This window comes from Burkholderia sp. Ac-20345 (assembly GCF_017104825.1).
GTDB classification, from domain to species: Bacteria; Pseudomonadota; Gammaproteobacteria; order Burkholderiales; family Burkholderiaceae; genus Burkholderia; species Burkholderia lata_B.
The window spans coordinates 13,367-36,387 of sequence record NZ_JAAGPO010000102.1 but is presented as its reverse complement, the minus strand read 5'-3'; the positions used below and the strand labels follow the sequence as shown (position 1 = coordinate 36,387).

The window sequence follows — 23,021 nt, the reverse complement described above, 5'->3', positions numbered from 1 at the left end:
CCCGCCGCGAATGGCCGCGCCCGCGATCAGGTGGCGCGGCCATTCGCGGCGGGCCGGCCACGGCGCGCGCGCGACAAGTGCCACCGCGCCGAACAGCGCGGCCGTGCCCGCGAAACGCGCGAGCAGGAACAGGTTGGGATCGGCGTAGGGCTTGATTGCCCGCGCGACGATGAAGCCGGTGGACCAGAGGGCGACGAAAGCGGCGGCGACGATCGAGGTCAGCATGCGTGGCGGGCCGCGAGGCGGCCGGACAGAATCGTGAAGTCGGCCAGTATCGGGGGAAGCGATGCGGGCGTCTTGTCGAATCCTGCACTCATGCTGCGTGCCGCGCATGCGGCCGCCGGTGCTGGGGGAAAGGGGCGCCGCCCCGGAGGCGAAGCGGGCGAGCGCGAAGCCGCGGAGATCAGTCTATCGAGAACGTGTCGAGCGGCTGGTTGGCGCGTGCGTCGGTCGCGAAGCGCGCGGCGAGCTGTTCGTAGAGCCGGCGGGCCTCGTCGAGCGTCAGGTCGATCCAGTACGGATCGCCGGCTGCGTCGTTGAGACGTTCGGGCGGAAACTGGATTTCGATCACACTGCCTTTGCGATACATGGCGCGAGCCCCTTTGCTTGGTCTGTCGTTCGGCGAAGCGCAAAGTGTAGCAACCGGCGCCGCGCCGATTCGCGCGTGTCAGGCAATACAGAATTTCGCTTTCGGGAAACGCGGCCTCGCGGGTTTCCCGGCGCAGTCAAATGCCGGTCAAACGGCCGTAATACAATGGGCGGCTTACCCATTACCAGTCGCCTCGGGCGCACACGCGATGCTGGCGGAACAACGTCATCAATTCATCCTGTCGGAGCTCGGACGGTCGGGCGCATTGTCGGTCGCGGAACTCGTCCGCTCGCTCGACGTGTCGCGCGAGACCGTGCGGCGCGACCTGAACGCACTGGCCGCACGCGGCCTGCTCGTGATGACGCACGGTGGCGCGCTGGCCGCGGATCGCCGCGAGCCGAGCCTGTCGGAGCGCGAAGCCGCGAATGCGGAAGCCAAGCGCACGATCGGGCGGCGCGCGGCCGAATTCGTGCCCGACGACGCATCGGTGCTGATCGATTCGGGCAGCACGCCGCATGCGGTTGCGCTCGCGCTCGCCGACCGGCACCGGCTGTCGATCTACACGAACGACTGGCGCACCGCGTTCGTGCTCGCGCGGCGCAACGGCAACCGCGTGACGCTGCTCGGCGGCGAGCTGTCCGACGACGAGGACGCCACCTTCGGGCTCGACACGATCCAGCAGCTCGCGCAGTACCACGTCGATTTCGCGTTCGTCGGCGCCGGCGGCATCACACCCGATGGCGAATGCACCGACTACTCGCGGCTCGCGGCCGAGGTGCGCAGCCGGATGATCGCGGCGGCCGGCACCGCGATGATCGTCGCCGACCATTCGAAATTCGGACGTGTGACGCCGGTGCGGATCAACGGCACGGGCGCGGCCCGCTATCTCGTGACCGAGCGCTCGCCCGACAAGGCTGTGCGCCGTGCGCTGACCGCACGCGGGATCGAGCTGCTCGTGTGCGACTGACGCGCGTCCGACATACAAGGTTCATCGAACCGTCATCCCCAGGGAAGAACCGCCGTCAAGACTGACCCATTCACCTCGACCGGCCGCAAGGCCAGGGAGCAACGAATGACCGTCAGCGTGCGCAGCTATCTTTCCCCCACCCTGGTCCTGCTGGCCTTCGACTGGCCCGATGCGGCGTCGCGCGCCGATTTCCTCGGCTTCGCGATCCGGCGCACGCCGGGCTTCTGGTCGGCCGACGGCAAGACGCGCGCGCCGGACAGCTGGCTGCCGAACCGCCTGACGTTCGACGGCCCGGCCGCGCACACGCAGGGCGACGCGCCGACCGACCAGGCGCCGATCCAGAAATTCATGTGGTGGGACGCGCGCATCGATCCGCAGGATCGCGGCGCGTCGTTCCGCTACGACGTGTATCCGGTCGTCGGCACGCCGGCGAACCTGCAGGTGCTCGATGCGCAAGCCGGCGTGTGCGACGTCGTGCTGCCCGCGCACATCGAGGACGGCATCGGCACGTGGTTCAACCGTGCGGTGGTCAGCTCGCAGGCCTTCGCGAAGCAGGTCGCTGCGCTGGGCCTCGCGCCGAATGCGGCGCCGAGCGATGCGCAGGCGCTGAAGCTGCGCACGTGGCTCGCGAACGACATGGAGCAGGTGTTCGCGGAGATGCTCGACCCCGCGTCGCGCGCGGCGTCGGCCGTCTATCACCTGACCGACGCGCTGTGGGCGCTGCCCGCGTTCGACGCGTTCGGACGCCAGCACGGCGAAGCGTCGCTCGCGATCGTCTACGACGCGCACACGACGGCGCGCAAGGGCAAGCCGCCGCTGCCGTCGCCGAACCAGCCGGCCGTCGATGCGTTGCAAGGCCTCGCGACGCTCGCGCCGCGCGACAAGACGCACATCATGCACGACAAGTTCATCGTGACCGATGCGGCGTCGAATGCGGTGCCCTCACGCGTGCTGACCGGTTCCGCGAACTTCACGACCGAGGGGCTCACGGAGCAGGCGAACGTGCTGCACGCATTCGACTCGCCCGCGCTCGCCGCGCTGTACAACGATCGTGCGCATGCGCTGGCCGGGAATCCGTCGATCGCGGAGACGGCAAAGCTGTCGCCGGGCTGGTCGGAACCGATGACGATCGGCAGTGCGCAGGTGCGGCTCGCGTTTTCGCCGGAGCCGGCGGGGCAGCGCACCGAGATCGACACGATCGTCGCCGCGATCGCGGCCGCGAAGCATTCGGTGTCGTTCTGCCTGTTCATGCCGACCGACGCGGCGCTGCGCGACGCGTGCTTCGCGGCCGGCGACCGCGGGCTGATGATGTTCGGGCTGGTGAACAAGATCAACGTCGGCAGCGCGACGAAGGCCGATGCCGAGCAGCAGGCCGGCCAGACGCTCGATGCGGCGACGCTCGCGAACCTCGAGCTGTACCACCGCAGCCGCGACAACCACGACGTGATCGATGCCGCGTATTTCTCGCCGGCCACCGTACCGCAGGGTTTCGAGCCGGAATTGCGGTTGTTTCCGGGCGAACCGGCGCCGGCCTTTCCGCCCGTCGTGATCCATCACAAGTTCATCGTGATCGATGCCGAAGGCGCGAATCCGGTCGTCTATACGGGCTCGGCGAATATGAGCTGCAATTCCGAGCAGTACAACGACGAGAACCTGCTCGAGATCCGCGACCAGCGGATCGCGGCGATCTATCTCGCGGAATTCCTGCGGCTTTACGAACACTATCGCGCGCGGGCACTGACGATCCATGCGAAGCAGCGCGGCACGGACGCAGGCACGGGCGCGCATGCGCGGCTCGCGCTTGCGCCCGATTCGAGCTGGGCGAAGAAGTATTACGTGGCGGGGAGCCCGGAAGCCAAGGCGCGGATCGCGCTGGCGTCGACCGCGCCGACGGACTGACGCATCGGAGAACGCCGGGCGCGGCTGGGGTGCGCCCGGTGTGAGGCTGGCCGGGAAACCGGCTGACGCCGCCGCTTACGCGGCGACGTAGCGCAGCACGGCGTCGGCGATCGTGTCGCGATGCCGCGCGCGCAGGCGCGGTGCCGACGGATCGCGGCCGAACGCGGCGCCGAACGTGTAGCGGTTCGACACGCGGTGGAAGCAGAACGAGCTGATCAGCAGGTGCAGGTCGAACGCGTCGATGTCCTTGCGGAACGCGCCGCTCGCCGCGCCGCGCTCGACCAGTTCCTCGAGCGTCTTGATGATGCTGACGTTGCGGTTCTTGAACGACTTGAGCTGTTCGAGATACTTCGCGCCGTGGATGTTCTCGATCGACACGAGGCGGACGAAGTCGCGATGCTTGTCGTGATAGTCGAACGTGAATTCGACGAGGCGGCGCATGCCTTCGCGCGGCTCCATGTCGCCGACGTGCAGCTCCTGCTCGAGTGCGCGGATGTCGCCGTACACCTTCTCCAGCACGGCCTCGTACAAGCCTTCCTTGCTTTCGAAGTAGTAGTAGAGCATGCGCTTCGTCGTGTTCGTGCGCTCGGCGATGGCATCGACGCGCGCGCCGGCGAGGCCCATCGCGGAGAATTCCTGCGTGGCGACGTCGAGGATGTTGCGCTTGGTTTGCTCGGGATCGTATTTGCGCCGCGCATCGGACGGAAGCGCGCGGGTGTCGGACGTGGCGGCCTTGCTTCCTGCTTTCATGTGAATTTATTGTGGCTTCGGCGGCTTGGAAAAGCCATTCTAGCATGTGGGAAATCCCCGCCCGGCCGACCTTCCGCTCTAATCGGCAGGGCGGTTTCGGCCGCCGTGGCCGCCGCTCAGCGGCGGCAGGACGCGAGCGCGTCGCGGGCCTGGTACGCCGTGTACGTGAGCTGCGCGGCGGCGAGGCCCGCCAGCCCGAACGTGCGCGTGAGCCCGAACGCGTTGAAGCCTTCCGGCACCGGCCGGCCTTCGGCCAGCGCGGCCGCGAGCGCTTCGCCGGCGACCGTGGTCGGCGCCATCCCGTGGCCGCCGAACGCGATCGCGTGCCACACGCCGTCCGCGTCGCGGCCGATCTGCGGCATCTTGTGCCGCGCGTAGCTCATCAGCCCGCCCCACGCGTAGTCGACCTTGACGCCTTCCAGTTGCGGATACACGCGCAGCAAGTCGCGCCGCAGCAGGCGGGCGATCGCGTCGGGGCCGCGGTCGAGCACGGAGATCCGGCCGCCCCACAGGATGCGCGTGTCCTTCAGCGGGCGGTAATAGTCGAATGCGAAACGCGTGTCGTAGATCGCGTACGGCGCGTCGATCGCGTCGGGCAGGCGCGCGCCGAGCGGTTCGGTCGCGATCACGTAGGTCGCGATCGGCAGCACCGCGCGCTCGATGCGCGGCGACACGCCGCGCGCGTAGCCGCCGCCGGCGAACACGACGTCCTTCGCGCGCACCGTGCCCTGCGCCGTGCGCACGACGTACCCGGCGCCTTCACGCGCGATGCCGAGCGCGGCCGAGCGTTCGTACACGCGCGCGCCGCCGCGCGATGCCGCCGCCGCGACGCCGATCACGTACTTGAGCGGATGGAAATGGAAGGCATTCGGCTCGAACAGGCCGCCGTAATAGCGCTGCGTCTTCAGCCGCTTGCGCAGCGCGTCCGTCGAAACGGGTTCCCAGTCGACGCCGAGTTCATCCTTCATCAGCGTGCGCACGCTGTCGAGCCGGGACGGATCGTCGAACCAGTTCGCGAGCATCACGCCCTGGTCGACGATGTCGCAGTCGATGCCGTAGCGCGCGATCCGCGCGCGGATCAGGTCGACCGCATCGACGGTGAGCCGGTACAGCCGGCGCCCTTCGTCGCGGCCGAGCGTGCGCAGCAGGTCGGCGTTGTCGAGGCTGTAGCCGCCGAAGACGAAGCCGCCATTGCGGCCTGATGCGCCGAAGCCGACCCGTTCGCTGTCGAGCACGACGACGTCGTGCACGCCGCGCTCGACGAGGCCGAGCGCCGTGCACAGGCCGGCGAGGCCGCCGCCGACGATGCAGACCTGCGTGTCGATCGTGCCGGTCAGTTGCGGGTAGGGCTGGCGGGTAACGGTGGCTTCGTAGAAGTTCTGCATGCGATTTCGTTGACTCGTAACGGCGGAAAAACAGACGGCGCGCGTCGATCTTGCCTGAACGCGCGCGCCGCGTCGAATGGGGGTGTCAGCGCACCGGCCGCTGCGCTCGGGCGGCGGCCGGTGCGTGCGGGCCGATCCGCGCGGTCAGGCGCCCGGCGTCGGGTTGGCTGGGCGGGCGACGTAGCCTGCGTAGCCGCTTTCAGCCTGCGGGGCGGGTTCGGGCGCCGCGTTGCGTTCGATCCACGGCGCGATCTCCATGTCTTCGTAGCGCACGAGGCGGCATTTGCGCACGAGCGCGTAGCCGAGCCAGATCGCGAGGAAGAACGGCAGGCCGATGTAGGTCGCGGCGACGCCGACCCAATCGATCTTGTCGGAGAGGAACGCCTGGTAATCCTGGCCGAGCGCGATGACCGCGCACAGCGCGAACGCGAACAGCGGGCCGAACGGGAACCACTTCGACCGGTACGGCAACTGGTCGAGCCGGTAGCCCTGCTTCAGGAAGCCCTTGCGGAACCGGTAGTGGCTGACCGCGATGCCGAGCCACGTGATGAAGCCGGCCATGCCCGACGTGTTCAGCAGCCACAGGTACACGGTCTTGTCGCCGTACAGCGACGTGAGGAAACACAAGGCGCCTACGGCCGTCGTCGCGTACAGCGCGTTGCGCGGCACGCCGCCCCGCGACAGCTTCGCGAAGATCTTCGGCGCGCGGCCTTCGACCGCGAGGTTGTAGAGCATCCGCGTGGACGCATACATGCCCGAGTTGCCGGCCGACAGCACGGCCGTCAGGATCACCGCGTTCATCACGCCGGCTGCGAATGCGAGGCCCGCGTGGCGGAACACGAGCGTGAACGGGCTCACGCCGATGTCGGTCACGTCGCTCTTCAACAGGCTCGGGTCGGTATAGGGAATCAGCACGCCGATCACGAAGATCGCGAACACGTAGAACAGCAGGATGCGCCAGAAGATCTGGCTCACCGCGCGCGGGATCGTCGTGCGCGGATTTTCCGATTCGCCGGCCGCGACGCCGATCATTTCAGTGCCCTGGAACGAGAAGCCCGCGATCATCGCGACGCCGAGCATCGTCGCCCAGCCGCCGGCGAACGGCGCGTCGCCGATCGTGAAGTTGCCCCAGCCCGCGCTCGGGCCGCCCTGCATGATCCCGAAGATCATCAGCAGGCCGACGCCCACGAATGCGAGCACAGTCAGCACCTTGATCAGCGCGAACCAGTACTCGGCTTCGCCGAAGCCGCGCACCGACAGCGCGTTGAGCGCGAAGATCAACGTGAGGAACAGCGCGCTCCACCACATGCCCGGCACGTGCGGGAACCAGTAGTTCATCACGAGCTGCGCGGCGACCAGTTCCACCGCCAACGTGACGGCCCAGCTGTACCAGTAGTTCCAGCCGAGCGCGAAGCCGAAGCCTTCGTCGACGAACTTCGCGCCGTAGGTCGCGAACGAGCCCGACACGGGCATGAACGCGGCCATCTCGCCGAGGCTCGTCATCAGGAAATAGACCATCAGGCCGATCACCATGTACGCGAGCATCGCGCCGCCGGGGCCGGCCTGCGAGATCGACGCGCCGGACGCGACGAACAGGCCCGTGCCGATCGAGCCGCCGATCGCGATCATCCGCAGATGGCGGGCCTGCAGCGCACGGTGGAGGGACGGCTTCGCGGGCGGCGAGCCGGACGGACGGGGTGAATCGGGGCGGGCATCTGAATGCATGGCGGGCGCTGGGCGCTGTCTCCGGGATTGTTTTTCGGTGACGAAGCGCGACGCGTTGCCGGCCGCGGGCCGGGCAGCGGTGATGCGGTGCTGGAACGGGCCGGATGAACCGGGCCGCGATGCGTGTCGCCTTCGTCTGTCGTCCGGCAGCCGTCATGGCGGCCGGCGGCGCGCCGGGTGCATTGCACCTCGACGTCGCCCCGATTGTGTGGGCCGGATGAGCAGGCAGCAAACGATATTTCCGCACAGGGTGATGCGGCTTTGTCATCAACTTGCGTCTTGTCCCGACCTGTCCGATAGCCTGTCTGCAGGCTTGGGAAGCGTCCGATATCGGTACGAAAACGCATCGATCCAACGTACGGAGGTGTTGCGCTTTCGGAATGAAGTCGTGAGTTAATATCAATAGCGGCCCGACTTGTGGCCACCGACAATGTGTTTCATGGATCGTGCCTTGCGAGGCGGGAGCGCGCCGTCCAGCCGGGCTTCCGGCGGCGGCGCGGCGCGATGCGCCGAATGGCGCACCGGGCCTGCCGCGCGGCGCATCCGCTTGCACAGGGCGCGCGAACGCGCTCCAATCGAATCACGCGGGCGGCGCTGCCGCCGCACCGATCAATCTGTCCCTGAAGAGGAAGTGATGCAATTCAACGACATTCTTGCCGCGCTCGATATCGATCTCGCCCAGTGGAAAGGCAATGCGCTGACCGCGCGTTCGCCGCTCGACGGCGCGACGCTCGCGACGCTGGCCGTCGACACGCCCGCCGACGCCGAGCGCAAGATCGACGCCGCGCACGACGCATTCCTCAAGTGGCGCACGGTGCCGGCGCCGGTGCGCGGCGAACTCGTGCGCGTGTTCGGCAACGTGCTGCGTGAGCACAAGGCCGAGCTCGGCCGCCTCGTCACGCTCGAAGCCGGCAAGATCACGTCGGAAGGCCTCGGCGAAGTGCAGGAAATGATCGACATCTGCGATTTCGCGGTCGGTCTGTCGCGCCAGCTTTACGGCCTCACGATCGCATCCGAGCGCCCGGGCCACCGGATGATGGAAACGTGGCACCCGATCGGCGTGTGCGGCGTGATCTCGGCGTTCAACTTCCCGGTCGCCGTGTGGGCGTGGAACGCGGCGCTCGCATTCGTGTGCGGTGATTCGGTCGTGTGGAAGCCGTCCGAGAAGACGCCGCTTACCGCGATCGCATGCCACGTGCTGCTGCAGAAGGCGATCCGCGAATTCGAAAAGACCCACCCGGGCGTCGCGCCGGCGGAGCTGAGCCAGCTGGTGCTCGGCATGCGCGATGTCGGCGAGGTGCTGACGGCATCGAAGAAGGTGCCGGTCGTCAGCGCGACGGGCAGCGTGCGGATGGGCCAGGAAGTCGCGAAGGTGCTGAGCCAGCGTCTCGCGCGCGGCATCCTCGAACTCGGCGGCAACAACGGGATGATCGTCGCGCCGAGCGCGGATCTGGATCTCGTGGTGCGTGCGGTCACGTTCGCGGCGGTCGGCACGGCCGGCCAGCGCTGCACGACGCTGCGCCGCCTGATCGTGCATCGCAGCCTTGTCGAACAGCTGCTGCCGCGCATCGAGAAGGCCTACACGTCGGTGAAGGTCGGCAACCCGCTTGAAGAAGGTACGCTGGTCGGCCCGCTGGTCGATCGCGCGTCGTTCGATGCAATGCAGAAGGCGCTGGGCGACGCACGCGAGCAGGGCGGCGAGGTGAAGGGCGGCGAGCGCGTCGACGTCGGTCACGCGGATGCGTACTACGTGCGTCCGGCCATCGTGCGGATGCCGAAGCAATCGGCGGTGGTCGAGCGCGAAACGTTCGCACCGATCCTGTACGTGATGGTCTACGACAACTTCGACGATGCGGTCGAACTGCACAACGCGGTGCCGCAAGGGCTGTCGTCGGCGATCTTCACGAACGACATGCGCGAGGCCGAGCAGTTCATGTCGGCAGCGGGCAGCGACTGCGGGATCGTCAACGTGAACATCGGCACGAGCGGCGCGGAGATCGGCGGCGCGTTCGGCGGCGAGAAGGAAACGGGCGGCGGCCGTGAGTCGGGTTCGGATGCGTGGAAGGCTTACATGCGCCGTGCGACGAACACGATCAACTACAGCCGTCAGCTGCCGCTGGCGCAGGGGGTTAAGTTCGACGTTTGATGCGGGGCGGGATTGGCGTGTTACTGGCGCTGATTTCAGATTGAGATGGATATAGAGTCGCTATTGTTTCAAGCGGAAAAGCCGGCCATGCGCCGGCTTTTTTGTTTTCGGGGAAACGATTGATGGGTTGGCAGGTTTGGATGGCATGTTCTGAGGTGTTTCAGCGCGAGTTGGATCGTCGGTGAAGTTCCGGAAACGAGGAGTCGGACAAGTACGGAATCGTTTCTAATGATTCGTATATGTATGAAAATAAATGGATTTCTTGTTTTCTTTCAATTCTTTCTATATCTTTGTGATGTTGGATTTCGTTGGTAGGTAGGGTGATTCTGATCTTCGAGTTGATAGAAATTGGAAATATTTATTAGATATCCGTATGGAAAAATGGTGCTGGCATAAACGGAATAAGAGCGGTAGTGAACTCCCGGCGCACGGTCAGATTGACGTTTCTGAAACCCGGCTGAGCATCAGTAAATTTCTGGCTTCGATGAAGTTGCTTGCCATATTTGTTATTTCGGGATGTGCTTCGCTGTCGGTCGACGAAGTCCCAATTCGCAGTCAAGGTGATTTTCTTCGAGATATAAAGAGCGTTGTTGATTCTAATGATCTGACAAATGCTGACATGGTTGGTAAGAAGCTGCGCGTAGATTTTTATGTTAGAGAAGAAGAGGATGTTCGGAACATTGGTGAGCGGAATGTTTCAGGGCATCGAGTAGAGCGTGGTGTGACTCGTCAGGCGAAAGAGTATGGAGATAGAAGTCAATTCAATTACGGTATTTTTTATCCGAAAAATGACGATCCAACACGGGTGTTGCTGGGCTTTCAGATAGAAACTGGGAGAATATGTATGACGAAAATTGATGTATTTGATGTGTTTGGTGTTGGAGGGAGGGATTTTATTAAATATGGAAATGATGGGGTTACTTACAATCCGAGTGGAAATGGATTGATTCGAATATCTTTCAGGTTTGGTTTTGGTGGATGTCTCAGTCGCGTGGGTTTGAATCAAGGAATTTATAGAAGGGGGTGATATGGCTTTCATAAGCGGTCGTGAGGAAATGTTTGGGGATTTGTGTCTTGAGCGTGAGGTGATTGATCTTATTAATAAAAGTGAAGTCCTTGTTCGGCAGCTGTTGACGTACGAGTCGGATGTTAGAAGCGGCGCTGTTCAGAAAATTGAGGTTTCAAATGACGCTGATGGAATATTTTGGCGGAGGAATGATCCTGGAATTGTTTTTGGAAGATATAATGGGGGCGCATACAAAAATCTTGATCCAAGCGTTTTCGTCGGTATCCTTAGTCACGAAATCGGCCACTACATCAACAACGCCCGTGACCAAGCTCGCGAGAAGTATCACGCGGCCGAAATGCGCGACGATTTTCATCTGTCAGCCTCGGTTGGATTGATAAAAGAAGCCGAGGCTGCCTATAACAACTGGTTAGTGGCCCGAGAAATCTCAAAAAACGGTGGGGAAATAATTCCTGTATTGGGAGACCGCCCAGATCACCACGCTGCTCCTGGATTCGATCTCAATGGCGCGCTCACGAAGATCTATGACGCGAACATCGGGAAGATGCCTGCCGACGTGTTGGAGAAGGTCATGATCGAGGTGGCAGGAAATTACCTGGCTCGCGCAAGTCCGGGTGCAGATCCCGATATCACGTACTATGAGCAAAATGGCGCGGCTTATGGCGCGTCGGCTAAGCGTTTGTCACAAGCGCCGGTTATCGGAATGAGCTATTCGCTGGATTACGTCACAGGTTTCATCAAGACCACGACGTTGACGTTCTCTACCGGCGCGACGCAGACCAATATGTACAACAGCGGGGCTCTGAGCTCCGCAACGCTATATGGTCCGAATGGCCAGATGGCGGAATATGTGCGGTTCGCGACTAGCGGCGCCAGGCTTCAGGAGATCCGTTATGCCGATGATGGTCGAGTTACGACCACTCGAACCGACACCAACGGCGATGGCACATTCGACAACATCAAAACCGAAACCCGCATCGGCAACGGCGCAAGCGTAATACGCGAAGACACCAACGGCGACGGCACCTCCGATCGCAACTTCCTCCTGAACAATGGCCAGCGCTACGATCTGTCCAACGCACGAGATGCCATCCTTGCTGATAGCCTGCTTTCTCGATTTCGCGCCGCCGGATTACTTAGTAGTGCAGGATATTTAAATCTCAGTCAGGTCATCTCGCAAACGTTGACGTACGGTGGCAAGAACGACTACGGGTTTACCATGCCGCCTGGCTGGCACAATCCGATCGGCGCCTTCTACGAAGCAAAGAGCGCGGCGCTGGACACCGCAGCCTCGATTGCGGTCAGAACACCGACGTTGCTGGACGCGAACCGGCAAGGCCTGAACGCCGACAAGCTCCGCTCCCTCGACGTCAACCGCGACGGCAAGCTCTCCGGCGCTGAATTGAACGGCCTGCAGGTCTGGGTCGATGTCAACGAGGACGGCATTGGCGACGCCGGCGAGTTTCGGACGCTGGGTCAGGCCGGCATTTCGGAGATCCGCGAGACGGATTACGACCTCGTGACCCGAGGCAACAGCCGGTACGCGGCGGCACCCATCCCTGCGCCGTCCAAGGGAAGCGACGTCGCCGGCCAGCCGGGGAGAATCTACCTTGCTCCGATGGTTCCGTTCTCGAACTATCGCGCATTACGCGACAACGACAACGTGTACTTGATCAACTCCAGCCAGTTCATCCCGTTCGGCAAGAACCAGATCAAGGTCAACAACGACAATCGAAGCTACCTGATCGGCACGGACGGAAACGACGTGTTCGATGCAAATTACTACGCGTCGTACGGCCATTGGATCAACAGCAGCCTGCTCGTGAATTTCCTCGCCGGTGACGGCGACGACGTGATGGGCGGTAGCTGGCGCAACGACAATCTGTGGGGCGGCACGGGCAACGATACGTTGTACGGCTATGACGGCGACGACAGATTGTATGGGGAGGAAGGTAACGACGAACTTCAGGGGGGCGCCGGCAACGACGTGCTCGACGGTGGCGCCGGGAATGACTTCCTGTTCGGCCAGGCCGGCAACGACATCATGAACGGTGGCGACGGCGATGACGTCATGATGGGTTTTACCGCATCGAACGAAAGCAAGCAGACACTCGCACCGGGCGAAACAGACGACGACGTCATGTACGGTGGCGCAGGAAACGACCGGATGTGGGGTGGTCTCGGCAACGACTACATGGATGGCGGCGACGGCGCGGATTTCGTCAACGGCGGCCGAGGCGATGACACGGTGTTCGGTGGTGCCGGCAACGACGAATTGCACGGCAACGAGGGGAACGACAGGCTGCTCGGCGAGGCCGGCCACGATCGCATTTTCGGTGAAGCCGGCGACGACGTGATCTGGGGTGGCGACGGCGACGATGTGCTTGTCGGCTTCACCGCAAGCAACGATGCGAAGCAAACGTTGTCGTGGGGCGAATCCGACAACGACGTACTGTATGGCGGCAACGGCAACGACGCGTTGTATGGCGGACTCGGGAACGATTACCTCGACGGCGGCAACGACCATGATTTCCTGGAGGGCGGCGACGGCGACGACAGGCTTTTCGGTGGCGCGGGCGACGACGAGTTGAACGGCGGTAACGGCAACGACGCACTCTCGGGTGACGCCGGCAACGACAAGATCTTTGGCGGATCCGGAAATGACGTGATCTGGGGAGGTGACGGCGACGACATCCTCGTCGGGTTCACCGCTTCGAACGACGCGAAGCAATGGTTGTCGGCGGGGGAAACCGATGACGACACGATTTACGGCGGAGCCGGCAACGACCTGATCCTGGGCGGCCTCGGCAACGATCTGCTTTACGGCGAGGCCGGCAACGACGAACTGCAGGGCGGCGACGGCAACGACCGGCTCTACGGCGGCGATGGCAACGATCGCCTGTTCGGTCAGCTTGGAAACGACATTCTGTACGGCGGCGCGGGCGACGATCTGCTGGTTGGCTTTACAGGGAACAACGAGGCGAAGAGAACGCTGGCCCCCGGCGAATCCGACGACGACTATCTGTACGGTGGCGAGGGCAACGATACGCTGCTCGGTGGCCTCGGTGACGATTATCTCGATGGCGGTGCAGGCGCGGATCACATGGAAGGCGGGCTGGGCAACGATACCTACATCGTCAATAGTGTCAACGACGTGATCCTCGAGTATGCGAACGAAGGTTACGACACGGTGATCAGCAGCGCAAACTACATCCTCAATGCCAACATCGAGGAGTTGCGCCTCGTCGAAGGATTCGCCATCAACGGCACCGGCAATGCGCTCGACAACCGGATCGTCGGCAACAGTGCCGACAACATCCTCGATGGCGTCACGGGCGCGGACACGATGATCGGCGGGAAAGGCAACGATACCTACTACGTCGACAACGTCGGCGATAGGGTGGTTGAGCTGGCGGACGAGGGCATCGACACGGTCCAGAGCAAGATCAGCTACACGCTGGGCGATCACGTCGAGAACCTGAATCTGCTGGATTTCGGCAAGCCGGAGAAAGGGCTCGTCGACGGCGTGGCCGTTCACGTATACGGGTATCCGAAGGCCAACGAACTGGACTACATGCAGGGTGACGCTGTTCCGAGGTTCCAGGGGACATGTGCACTGACGTCGATCGCGAATCTGCTCACGCAGACCGGCACGCCGACCACCGAGGGAGAGGTCGTCAGGCGCGCGATCGACAACCAATGGGCAGTCACCAGTCCGACTGCAACGGACTATCAGCGCGGCGGATCGAATTACGTTCAGCAACAGGCACTGCTGAAGAGTTATGGCATTGCGAACAGTTTGCTTGCAGGATACGACGAGCAGGCGGTCGCGAACCTCATCCGTAGCGGCCGCGGCGTGATACTGGCGCTGAACTCGGGCCGGCTTTGGGGAGATAGCGCTTATCTCGACGGTGGCGGCGTGAATCACGTTGTTACCGTGACTGGCGCGGTATATGGGGAGTCCAACGGCGAACTGAAAGGCTTCTATATCGCGGACTCGGGCCGCCAGCGCGTCAGCGACATGACTCGCTATATCAGCATTCAGGAACTCAGGTCGGCTGCGAATGTACCCAATGCCTATGCGATCTACACGGCCGAGGCACTGAAGCTTTGGAACGAGGACATCGACGGTATCGGAAATGCACTCGACAACACGATCATCGGCAACCGGGGCAACAATGTTCTCGACGGCGGCGCCGGCAATGACATCCTGGTCGGTGGCCTGGGCAACGACACCTACCGATTCGGTCGAGGGTCCGGACGCGACACGATCCGGGACGATGACGAGACGCTCGGCAACAACGATGTAATCAGCATCGGAGCCGGTGTGTCCGCTGATCAATTGTGGTTCCGCCACGTCGGTAACGATCTCGAGATCAGCATCCTCGGCACCAGCGATACGGCCACGGTCCGGGACTGGTATCTGGGCTCCCGGTATCAGATCGAGCAGATTCGGGTGGACGATGGCCGGACGCTCGTTAATGCCGATGTCGAAAAGCTGGTACAGGCCATGGCCGTCTGGTCTCCGCCGTCAGCGGGGGCCGTGACGCTGTCCCCGGAGTATCAGGCTGCGCTTGCACCGACGCTTGCGACGAGCTGGCGTTAATTCCTGTTCCTGGAGGTCAATCCGTCCGGTCGCACGTCACGTCAGACCGGGCGGATCGCTGCCTGACCGTACCGCATTCCCTTCCTTGCCTCGCCTTTCCCCTCATGGACAGTTCTATTCTCCAGCATCCAGCGTCATCATCGACGCAGGATGTCGACTCCGGTCTCGCCGTCGTTCTAACCATGGCGAGCCTGCACGGCATCGCAGCCGACGAAGCCGCGTTGCGGCATGAATTCGGCTTCGGCCGTTTTGATACTCAGACGATCCTGCGGGGCGCGCGTTCGCTCGGCATGACGGCCCGGATCGTGCAACAGAACCCCGAACGGCTGGATCGGGCGCCGTTGCCTGCTGTCGCGCAGGCTAAAGGCGACGGGCGCTATTTCGTGGTCGGGCAGTATCAGGCCGGGGATGGAACGCGTGCGCCTCGGGTGCTTATCCAGTTTCCGGGTGAGGCGCCGACCGTGGTGACGCGGGAGCATTTGCTGGAGTTCTGGACTGGCGAGTTCATCTATTTCACGAGCAAGAGAAGCATTGCAGGTGCGCTGGCGCGCTTTGATTTCAGCTGGTTCATTCCGGCAATCGTCACGTACCGGAAACTGCTCGGCGAAGTCCTCGCGATCTCTCTGGTGTTGCAATTGATTGCCCTCGCCACGCCGCTGTTCTTCCAGGTGGTGATGGACAAGGTGCTGGTCAACCACGCGATGAAGACGTTGAACGTGATCGCCGTGGGGCTGATTTGCGCGACGCTGTTCGAAGCTGCGCTTTCGGGGATACGAGCGTGGGTCTTCGCGCATACCAGCAGCAAGATCGACGTCGAGCTAGGCGCACGGCTCTTCCGTCATTTGCTGGCTTTGCCGCTCGCCTGGTTTCAGGCGCGTCGGGTCGGCGACTCTGTCGCCCGCATTCGCGAGTTGGAGAACATTCGCGCGTTTCTCACTGGCAACGCCGTCACGCTTGTGATGGATCTCGCGTTCTCGTTCGTTTTCCTCGGCGTGATGCTCTGGTACAGCGCATGGCTCACGTTGATTGTCGTTGTTTCGATTCCGCTGTATGTGCTGTTGTCGATCGTGTTTACGCCGGTCATTCGGCGTCGCCTGAACGAGAAGTTCAACAAGGGGGCAGAGAATCAGTCGTTCCTCGTCGAAACCATCAGCGGGATCGACACGGTCAAGGCAATGGCACTCGAACCGCGCTGGACGGATCGATGGGATCGTCAACTGGCCGCCTATGTGAGTGCGGGCCTGGCCGCGACCAACGTTGCCACGATTGCGAGCGGTGGCGTGATGTTGATCAGCAAGCTGGTGACGGCGGCGATCATGTGGCTAGGTGCCACGCTGGTGATTGACGGCAGGTTGACCGTCGGCGAGCTCGTCGCGTTCAACATGCTGGCGGGGCAGGTGTCCAGCCCGATACTGCGTCTCGCGCAGCTGTGGAACGACTTTCAACAGGTGGGGATTTCGATGGGGCGCCTCGGGGATATCCTGAACACCGCGCCCGAAACAGCCGCCAGAAAGACGCGGGTGCCGCGTCTCGACGGTGCTATCGAATTCGACCAGGTATCGTTTCGCTATCGGCCGGATGCGAGTGATGTCATCCGGCAGATCTCCGTCAGGATCGCGGCAGGGGAAGTCATCGGCATCGTGGGCCGCTCCGGGTCGGGCAAAAGCACGCTGACCAAGCTCGCGCAACGGCTCTACGTACCGGATCGCGGGCGCGTGCTGGTCGACGGACACGATATCGCCGTGGTCGATACGGCGAGTCTCCGGCAGCAGATAGGCGTTGTTCTGCAGGAAAACATGCTGTTCAACCGTTCGGTCCGGGACAACATCGCGTTGGCGCGACCGACTGCGTCGATCAACGCAGTGATCGATGCAGCGACGCTGGCTGGTGCGCACGAGTTCATTTGCGAGCTTCCCGAGGGTTACGACACGCTCGTCGGTGAGCATGGCACCGGGCTCTCGGGCGGACAGCGTCAGCGCATCGCCATTGCTCGCGCGTTGATGACCGATCCACGCATCCTGATATTCGACGAGGCGACCAGCGCGCTCGACTACGAATCCGAGGCCGTCATACAGGCCAACATGCGCGACATCTGCGCACGGCGCACGGTGCTGATCATTGCGCATCGGCTCTCTGCCGTGCGCGACGCCGACCGGATTCTCGTGATGGATCGCGGGCAGATCGTGGAAAGCGGTACGCACGACATACTGCTGCTCAAGCAGGATGGCATCTACGCACACTTGTATTCGCTGCAACAGGGCGGTCGCGACGTAGCGGAGGCGCGGACATGAGCGTGCGACAGCAGGCAGGGGCCTGGCGCGAACTGTTCGGGCGTTATCGCGATGTCTGGCGTCACTGCTGGAAGCGACGCCATCGGATGACGCTGCCGGCATTCAACGCGAACGAGGCCGAATTCTTGCCGGCGGCGCTGTCTGTGCAGGCGGCACCTGTTTCGCCGGCGGGACGGTGGGTCGCACGCATCCTCATTCTGCTCGTGACGACGGCAATCGTCTGGTCGTATTTCGGGAAAATCGACATCGTCGTCGACGGTGGAGGCAAGATCATTCCAGCGTCCCGAACGAAGACACTGGCGGCGGTCGAGGTCGCTAGCGTGCGAGCGTTGCACGTGCGAGACGGACAGGTCGTGAAGACCGGTGACGCGCTGATCGATCTCGATACACGCGTGATCGACGCCGAACGTCAGCGAGCGGACGGAGACCGGCTGAATGCGGTTCTGCAAGCCGAGCGTGCCCGCGCGTTGATCGATGCGATTGACACTGGGCGACAACCCCGACTGGCAGATGTCGAAGGCGTGTCGCCCGAGCGCCGGCGCGAGGTCGAGCGACATCTGCTGGATCAATGGCGCGATTTCGTCGCCCGACGGAATCGTTTCGACGGCGAAATTCGTCGGTACGGTCAGGCAGCTCCGCTTGCGGCGCGTCGTGCTGACGACTATGCCGAGCTGATGAAGTCTCGTGACGTTGCGGAGCACGCATGGATCGAGGCCGAGCAGCAGCGCATCGATGCAGCGGGGCAGCTTGCGGATGCACGTCACCAACGCGCGGCCCTGGTGGCCGAGACGCGCAGGAATACACAGGATGCACTGAATGACGCGCAACGAATCATCGATGCGTCGGCGGGAGACGTGCGGCGAGCGGAGGCGCATGGAGAACTGCTGCGCCTCACCGCACCGATCGACGGAACTGTCCAGCAGCTTGCCGTTCATACCATCGGGACAGCGGTGCCGGCCGCGCAGCCGCTGATGCAGATCGTGCCGCGAGACGGCTCGGTGGAAATGGAGGCGTTCGTCGACAACCGGGATATCGGCTTCGTGAAGGAAGGGCAGGCCGCAAGCGTGAAGATCGACGCATTCGAATACACGAAGTACGGCACGCTGTCGGCGACAGTGAGTCACGTTTCGCGCGATGCGATAGACGATGAGAAGAAGGGCCTTGTCTACTCGGTGCGGGTTGTGCTCGATCGCTCGGCGCTGGTGGTAGATGGTCGCAAGATCGCACTGTCGCCGGGCATGTCGGGCAGTGCCGAGATCAGAACCGGTACGCGACGGGTGATCGAGTATGTGCTGTCGCCGTTGCTGCAGCACGCGCGGGAGAGTTTGCGTGAGCGCTAGGAACATGAGTGGCACCGGTGTGCGTTGGTGGATCTGCGGCCTGATGTTCATCTCGATTGCATGCAACGCAGAAACGCGTGGTATTCCGGACGGCTTCGTCGATCCGTTGCTGACTCGTCCGCCCATGCTGGATGTCGGGCCGCGATTGCCGGGTGACGACACGCCGATTGGGTGCCCTTCATCCGTCGACCTGACGAAGCCGCTGACGATTGGTGATGCAATCGACCTCGCACTTTGCCTCAGTCCGCGAATTCGGGTTGCATGGGCATCGATCAAGATCCAGGCGGCCGCACTGGGCGAAGCCCGATCGGCGTGGCTTCCGACCGTCAGCGGATCGATCAGCCAACTGACGACCTATAACCGATATCCGGATGTACCAACGATGAATACGCGCGGCGCCGGCAGGACATCGAACGCGAGCCTGAACTGGCGGTTACTCGACTTTGGTGGGCGGGCCGCGAACCGCGCCGCGGCGCAACAACTGCTGACGGCTGCGTTGGCTGGTCACGATACCGCGATGCAAAAGACGGTTGTGGAGGTCATCGGAAGCTATTTCGATTTCCAGAATGCGCAAGCGGCGTTTGTGGCGCGTACCGAGTCCGCTGCATTGGCCGAGGCGACATTGAGGGCATCGCGTCAGCGGCTGGCACGGGGCGTCGCATCCCGAGCAGACGCGTTGCAGGCGGAGACGGCGTTGGCCAAGGCGACGCTAGCAGCACGACGCGCTGGCGGGGACGTGGCTCGCGCACGTGCAGAACTGGTTTTTACGACGGGGCTGCCTGTGGGTACACGGATCGAGGTCGAGGAGGCCGTCGTGCCGGTTGCGATGGATGCTGGGCGCCAGCTGAGCGAGTGGCTTAGCGTGGCGGAAAGCTCTCACCCGGAAATCAAGGCGGCTCGGGCCCAATGGAAGGCTGCCGAAGCGAAAGTGACGACTGTTCGGTCGGAGGGGATGCCGACACTGGATCTGAGCGGCACGTTGTCGAGGAACGGCTATCCGAATCAGGGATTGCAGTCGGTGCGGGCGACGCAGACAAGCATCGGCCTCACTTTGACGATTCCGTTCTTTGAGGGATTTTCTCGCACGTACCGGATACGCGGAGCGCAGGCTCAGGTTGAACAGGCGCACGCACGGCTTCTCGATACGCAACAGCAGATTCTGCGCGATGTCCTGAAGGCCCATGCTGATGCTGAGACGACCGCGGACAACCTGGATGTGTCCGCACGCTTGCTGGCTGCTGCGGAAGCAGCATTGGCATCGGCGCGCAATCGTTACGCGCTCGGCGCCGGTGACATTCTGGAACTGCTTTCGGCGCAGGCGGCGCTTTCAGATGCACGCCAGGAACGGGTGCGAACGCAGGCCGAGTGGGAAGCGGCACGGCTTCGGCTGTTTGCCAGCGCAGGTGTCATGGGGCGGTGGGCGCTCCGGTAGCGCAGCAGGCGACGGTAGAGACGGCCGCCGTGCGCGGCGGACCGTCTTTTCTCACTGCTCCACCGCCGGCATGTTCTGCACGACCAGCATTTGCGGGCTCGACAGCGTGATCCCCGCCGCGCGCAACTGCTTCAGGATCTCGAACAGCAGATCGCTCTTCGTCGAACTTGCGATCCGCGGGCTCGACACGTAACCCGTCACGCTCAGCGTGATGCCGTCCGGCGTGAGCTGGCTGAACGTCACCGACGGCGCCGGTTTCTCGAGAATCGCCTCATGCGAGCGATACGCTTCGAGCAGCAGGTCGCGCACCTGCTCGGGATCGGTGTTCAGCGGGAACGTCAGCACCAGCGTCGCGACGCCCTGCGTGCTGTTGCCCATCGTCACGTTGCGCAGGTTCTGCGAGATCAGTTGCGAGTTCGGCACGATCACGGTCGAACGGTCGCTGAGCTGGATCTCGGTCGCGCGCACATTGATGCGGCGGATGTCGCCTTCGACGCCCGCGATGCTGATCATGTCGCCCACCTTCACCGGGCGCTCGGTCAGCAGGATCAGCCCCGACACGAAATTCTTCACGATCTCCTGCAGGCCGAAACCGATACCCACCGACAACGCACTGACGATCCACGCGAGGTTGTTCCACCTGACGCCGAGCAGCCCGAGCGTCATCAGCACGAGCAGCACGTAGCCGACGTTGGTGAACAGCGTGATCAGCGACACGCGCATCCCGGTATCCATGCCGAGCGCGGGCATGAACTCGCTGTCGAGCCAGCGGCGCAGCGAGCGCAGCAGGTAGAAGCCGATCGCGAACCCGATCACGGCGTTCATGATCCGGTCGGGCATGATGTTCAGGCTCTGCAGCCGCTGGCTGCCGATCATCGCGACCGCGCTGTCGAGCAGGTCGCCCGGCGTCGTGCCGAAACCGCCCGTCAGCAGCGCGATGGCCGCGATCAGCATCAGCAGGCTCGTGCCGAAACCGGACAGGACCGTGCGGGCCTGGTCGAGGTGACGATCCTCGAGCGCGAACAGGTGCTTGATCTGCTGGCCCGTCGGCAGGCTCGACGAGAACAGGCTTTCGCTCGCGTCGCGCGTCAACTGGATCAGGATGTAGGTGGCGCCCAGCACGATCTCGAACCACACGAGTTCGTAGGTGATGAAGCGCGCGACCGTGATGTAGCCGATCAGCAGCGCGACCAGGGTCGCGACGATGGCCAGCGTGACGGCGGCGTGGATCAGCCCGGCGAGCGTCGAGCGCTGCTCGGGCGCTTCGCCGGCGGCCGCGAGCACGCTGCGCGCGCGGTTCGAGCGCAGCAGCGACGCACCGACCGTCACCGCGACGACCAGCGACACGATCCCGCGGCCGAACAGCGTGACCGACAGGCTGGTGTCGACGATCCGGTTGATCGATTCGAGCGTGCCGGACACCAGCAGCAGCGCGGCGAGGATGCCGGGGAACGGCTTCATCGCGAGCGCGACGGGATCGGCGAGCGCGGGCAGGCGCCACGACGGATGCTTGGTGCAGAGCAGCGCACGGCCGAGCCCGGCGATCAGTGCGCAGGTTGCGGCGAGCTTCGCGAACTGGTCCCACAGATCGGTCAGCGCCGGCGTGAGGTCGTAATGGCGCGCGACGGCGAGGTAAAGGATCTGGACGGCGAGGGCGGTTGCCAGCAGTGTCGACAGCGCGGTCGACAGCGCCAGCGCGCTGCGGCGCAAGCGGGTGGCCGGCAGGCGGTTCACGCAGAACCATGCGAGCCCGCGCTCGATGAGCCGGCGGCCGCCCATCCATGCCGCGAACGCGGCGACCAGCAGCAGCACGGTGATCGCTTTTTGTCCGGGCACCCACGACGAGCGCAGCATGTCGAGCATTTCTTCGTCGAAGTCTCCGAGCCGCTGGGCGTCGTCCGGCGCGAGATGGAACAGCGGCAGCCAGAACTGCGCACTGAAAATGCCGCCCGAACGGAACGCGAGCTGGTTCTTCAGCAGGCCGCGATGCAGCTTCGCGAACTGCTCGTTCAGGTTCGTGAGGCTGGTCTTCTGGTCGGCGGCCTGCTTCAGCGCGGCATCGATCTGTGTCTTGCGCGCGTTCAGCGTGGCCCGCTGCTTCGCGACGGCCGGCGTTTCCGGCGCGGCGCCCTCGGCAGGCGGGGGGCCGAGCACGTCGAGTTGCCCCTGGATCTGCGCACGCTGCGGAACGAGATCGCTCTGCAGCTTCTCGACATCGGTGCTCAGCTCCTGCGTCGAGTCGCTGAGCCCGTCCAGTTCCTTGCTGTTGGACGCGGTCGAGGTCTGCTGCTTGATGCGGTCCAGTTCGGCCTGCATCTGCTTGAGCTGCGCGACGGCGTCGTTCAGCGAGATGGCCGGGACGGGCGCGCCGACGCCGCTCGCCAGCGGGGCCGATGCGGCCGCCGGAAACGCCGACGCGGTCGCGATCGCCGCGAACTGCAGCAATGCGATCAGCGCGATCCGGCGGGCGTAGGTGGATAGTCGTTGTATGAACATGGAATGCTTACGATTTGCCGACAATGCCGGTCGCCGAAAGGCGCCCGGAAGCCGGTGGTTGGCCCGGTAGCATGTTACCGGGGTGTGGAACGCGTGGTTGTCCCGATTGCGTACCCCGTTTGTGGCGATTCCGGCGGCGCGCAACCGCGCGAAACGATGCACCAGGCCCGGACGGTGGGGGCGGTGGCGCCACGGTGCGGCGACAGATGGCTGTTCTGGCGCGTTTTCCGTACCCGACAGACGGTTACGCAAGTTACACATTGACCGGCGCAAAAATGGGGTGTCCGAAGCGGTTCGGCGGCCGGGTGCGGCCGGCCCGTCGTCGCGTTCCGGATATCGGGGCCGGGGCGCGCGCGCGCCGGACGGAC

The 23,021-nt window shown here is 63.7% G+C and carries 13 protein-coding genes and 1 pseudogene; 8 read left to right on the top strand and 6 right to left on the bottom strand.

Annotated features, from left to right (window positions below; translation table 11 throughout):
* A pseudogene (locus tag G3O06_RS29420) lies at positions 1 to 225 on the bottom strand (EamA/RhaT family transporter); the annotation flags it as partial.
* A 178-nt stretch (positions 226 to 403) separates the two neighbouring features.
* Positions 404 to 589 (bottom strand): hypothetical protein, encoded by a 186-nt coding sequence (locus G3O06_RS29415; RefSeq protein ID WP_006480515.1) that lies wholly within the window; start codon positions 587 to 589, stop codon positions 404 to 406.
* Positions 590 to 797: 208 nt separating this feature from the next.
* Here G3O06_RS29415 and G3O06_RS29410 point away from each other — a divergent pair, with 208 nt between their 5' ends.
* Together G3O06_RS29410 and G3O06_RS29405 are read left to right on the top strand one after the other, a co-directional pair.
* Entirely contained in the window at positions 798 to 1,556 is a 759-nt protein-coding gene (locus G3O06_RS29410) for a DeoR/GlpR family DNA-binding transcription regulator (protein ID WP_174988733.1), read from the top strand.
* A gap of 105 nt (positions 1,557 to 1,661) precedes the next feature.
* Positions 1,662 to 3,455: a phospholipase D-like domain-containing protein gene (locus tag G3O06_RS29405; protein ID WP_205818336.1), complete on the top strand. Its 1,794-nt coding sequence runs from the start codon at positions 1,662 to 1,664 to the stop codon at positions 3,453 to 3,455.
* A gap of 75 nt (positions 3,456 to 3,530) precedes the next feature.
* Here G3O06_RS29405 and G3O06_RS29400 read toward each other — a convergent pair whose 3' ends face one another.
* The 3 genes from G3O06_RS29400 to G3O06_RS29390 all read right to left on the bottom strand — a co-directional run bounded on the left by G3O06_RS29400 (position 3,531) and on the right by G3O06_RS29390 (position 7,219).
* Complete coding sequence (locus G3O06_RS29400; RefSeq protein ID WP_011353990.1) at positions 3,531 to 4,205, bottom strand: TetR family transcriptional regulator; 675 nt, start codon at positions 4,203 to 4,205, stop codon at positions 3,531 to 3,533.
* A gap of 116 nt (positions 4,206 to 4,321) precedes the next feature.
* Positions 4,322 to 5,590 carry an FAD-binding oxidoreductase gene (locus G3O06_RS29395; protein WP_174917121.1) on the bottom strand — a complete coding sequence of 423 codons (1,269 nt, stop codon included), beginning with the start codon at positions 5,588 to 5,590 and terminating at the stop codon, positions 4,322 to 4,324.
* A 144-nt stretch (positions 5,591 to 5,734) separates the two neighbouring features.
* Positions 5,735 to 7,219, bottom strand: a complete 1,485-nt coding sequence (locus tag G3O06_RS29390) for an amino acid permease (RefSeq protein ID WP_241020304.1) — start codon at positions 7,217 to 7,219, stop codon at positions 5,735 to 5,737.
* Between the two features lie 730 nt (positions 7,220 to 7,949).
* Here G3O06_RS29390 and G3O06_RS29385 point away from each other — a divergent pair.
* From G3O06_RS29385 to G3O06_RS29360, 6 genes are all read left to right on the top strand, one after another.
* Positions 7,950 to 9,461 (top strand): aldehyde dehydrogenase family protein, encoded by a 1,512-nt coding sequence (locus G3O06_RS29385; protein WP_174988726.1) that lies wholly within the window; start codon positions 7,950 to 7,952, stop codon positions 9,459 to 9,461.
* Between the two features lie 373 nt (positions 9,462 to 9,834).
* Complete coding sequence (locus tag G3O06_RS29380; protein WP_205818335.1) at positions 9,835 to 10,488, top strand: hypothetical protein; 654 nt, start codon at positions 9,835 to 9,837, stop codon at positions 10,486 to 10,488.
* A gap of 1 nt (position 10,489) precedes the next feature.
* A complete protein-coding gene (locus G3O06_RS29375; protein WP_205818334.1) occupies positions 10,490 to 15,094 on the top strand; it encodes a calcium-binding protein in 4,605 nt (1,534 codons plus the stop codon).
* 104 nt (positions 15,095 to 15,198) lie between these two features.
* The gene (locus G3O06_RS29370; RefSeq protein ID WP_205818333.1) at positions 15,199 to 17,385 is read left to right on the top strand and encodes a type I secretion system permease/ATPase; all 2,187 of its coding nucleotides are present in this window, start codon (positions 15,199 to 15,201) and stop codon (positions 17,383 to 17,385) included.
* Positions 17,382 to 18,725, top strand: coding sequence for an HlyD family type I secretion periplasmic adaptor subunit (locus G3O06_RS29365; protein WP_205818332.1), 1,344 nt, complete (start codon positions 17,382 to 17,384; stop codon positions 18,723 to 18,725). The genes G3O06_RS29370 and G3O06_RS29365 overlap by 4 nt, the downstream gene beginning before the upstream one ends.
* A 43-nt stretch (positions 18,726 to 18,768) precedes the next feature.
* On the top strand, positions 18,769 to 20,157 hold the full coding sequence (locus G3O06_RS29360) for a TolC family protein (protein WP_241020303.1): 1,389 nt from the start codon (positions 18,769 to 18,771) through the stop codon (positions 20,155 to 20,157).
* Between the two features lie 51 nt (positions 20,158 to 20,208).
* Here the strand turns inward: G3O06_RS29360 and G3O06_RS29355 are convergent, their stop codons facing one another.
* Complete coding sequence (locus G3O06_RS29355) at positions 20,209 to 22,653, bottom strand: DUF3772 domain-containing protein (RefSeq protein WP_205818330.1); 2,445 nt, start codon at positions 22,651 to 22,653, stop codon at positions 20,209 to 20,211.
* Between the last annotated feature and the right edge of the window lie 368 nt (positions 22,654 to 23,021).

Coding starts and splice junctions, on each gene's coding strand:
- G3O06_RS29370 (WP_205818333.1), top strand. CDS start 15,199: ATGGACAGTTCTATTCTCCAGCATCCAGCGTCATCATCGACGCAGGAT.
- G3O06_RS29405 (WP_205818336.1), top strand. CDS start 1,662: ATGACCGTCAGCGTGCGCAGCTATCTTTCCCCCACCCTGGTCCTGCTG.
- G3O06_RS29415 (WP_006480515.1), bottom strand. CDS start 589: ATGTATCGCAAAGGCAGTGTGATCGAAATCCAGTTTCCGCCCGAACGT.
- G3O06_RS29385 (WP_174988726.1), top strand. CDS start 7,950: ATGCAATTCAACGACATTCTTGCCGCGCTCGATATCGATCTCGCCCAG.
- G3O06_RS29410 (WP_174988733.1), top strand. CDS start 798: ATGCTGGCGGAACAACGTCATCAATTCATCCTGTCGGAGCTCGGACGG.
- G3O06_RS29400 (WP_011353990.1), bottom strand. CDS start 4,205: ATGAAAGCAGGAAGCAAGGCCGCCACGTCCGACACCCGCGCGCTTCCG.
- G3O06_RS29355 (WP_205818330.1), bottom strand. CDS start 22,653: ATGTTCATACAACGACTATCCACCTACGCCCGCCGGATCGCGCTGATC.
- G3O06_RS29390 (WP_241020304.1), bottom strand. CDS start 7,219: ATGATCGCGATCGGCGGCTCGATCGGCACGGGCCTGTTCGTCGCGTCC.
- G3O06_RS29360 (WP_241020303.1), top strand. CDS start 18,769: ATGTTCATCTCGATTGCATGCAACGCAGAAACGCGTGGTATTCCGGAC.
- G3O06_RS29380 (WP_205818335.1), top strand. CDS start 9,835: ATGGAAAAATGGTGCTGGCATAAACGGAATAAGAGCGGTAGTGAACTC.
- G3O06_RS29365 (WP_205818332.1), top strand. CDS start 17,382: ATGAGCGTGCGACAGCAGGCAGGGGCCTGGCGCGAACTGTTCGGGCGT.
- G3O06_RS29375 (WP_205818334.1), top strand. CDS start 10,490: ATGGCTTTCATAAGCGGTCGTGAGGAAATGTTTGGGGATTTGTGTCTT.
- G3O06_RS29395 (WP_174917121.1), bottom strand. CDS start 5,590: ATGCAGAACTTCTACGAAGCCACCGTTACCCGCCAGCCCTACCCGCAA.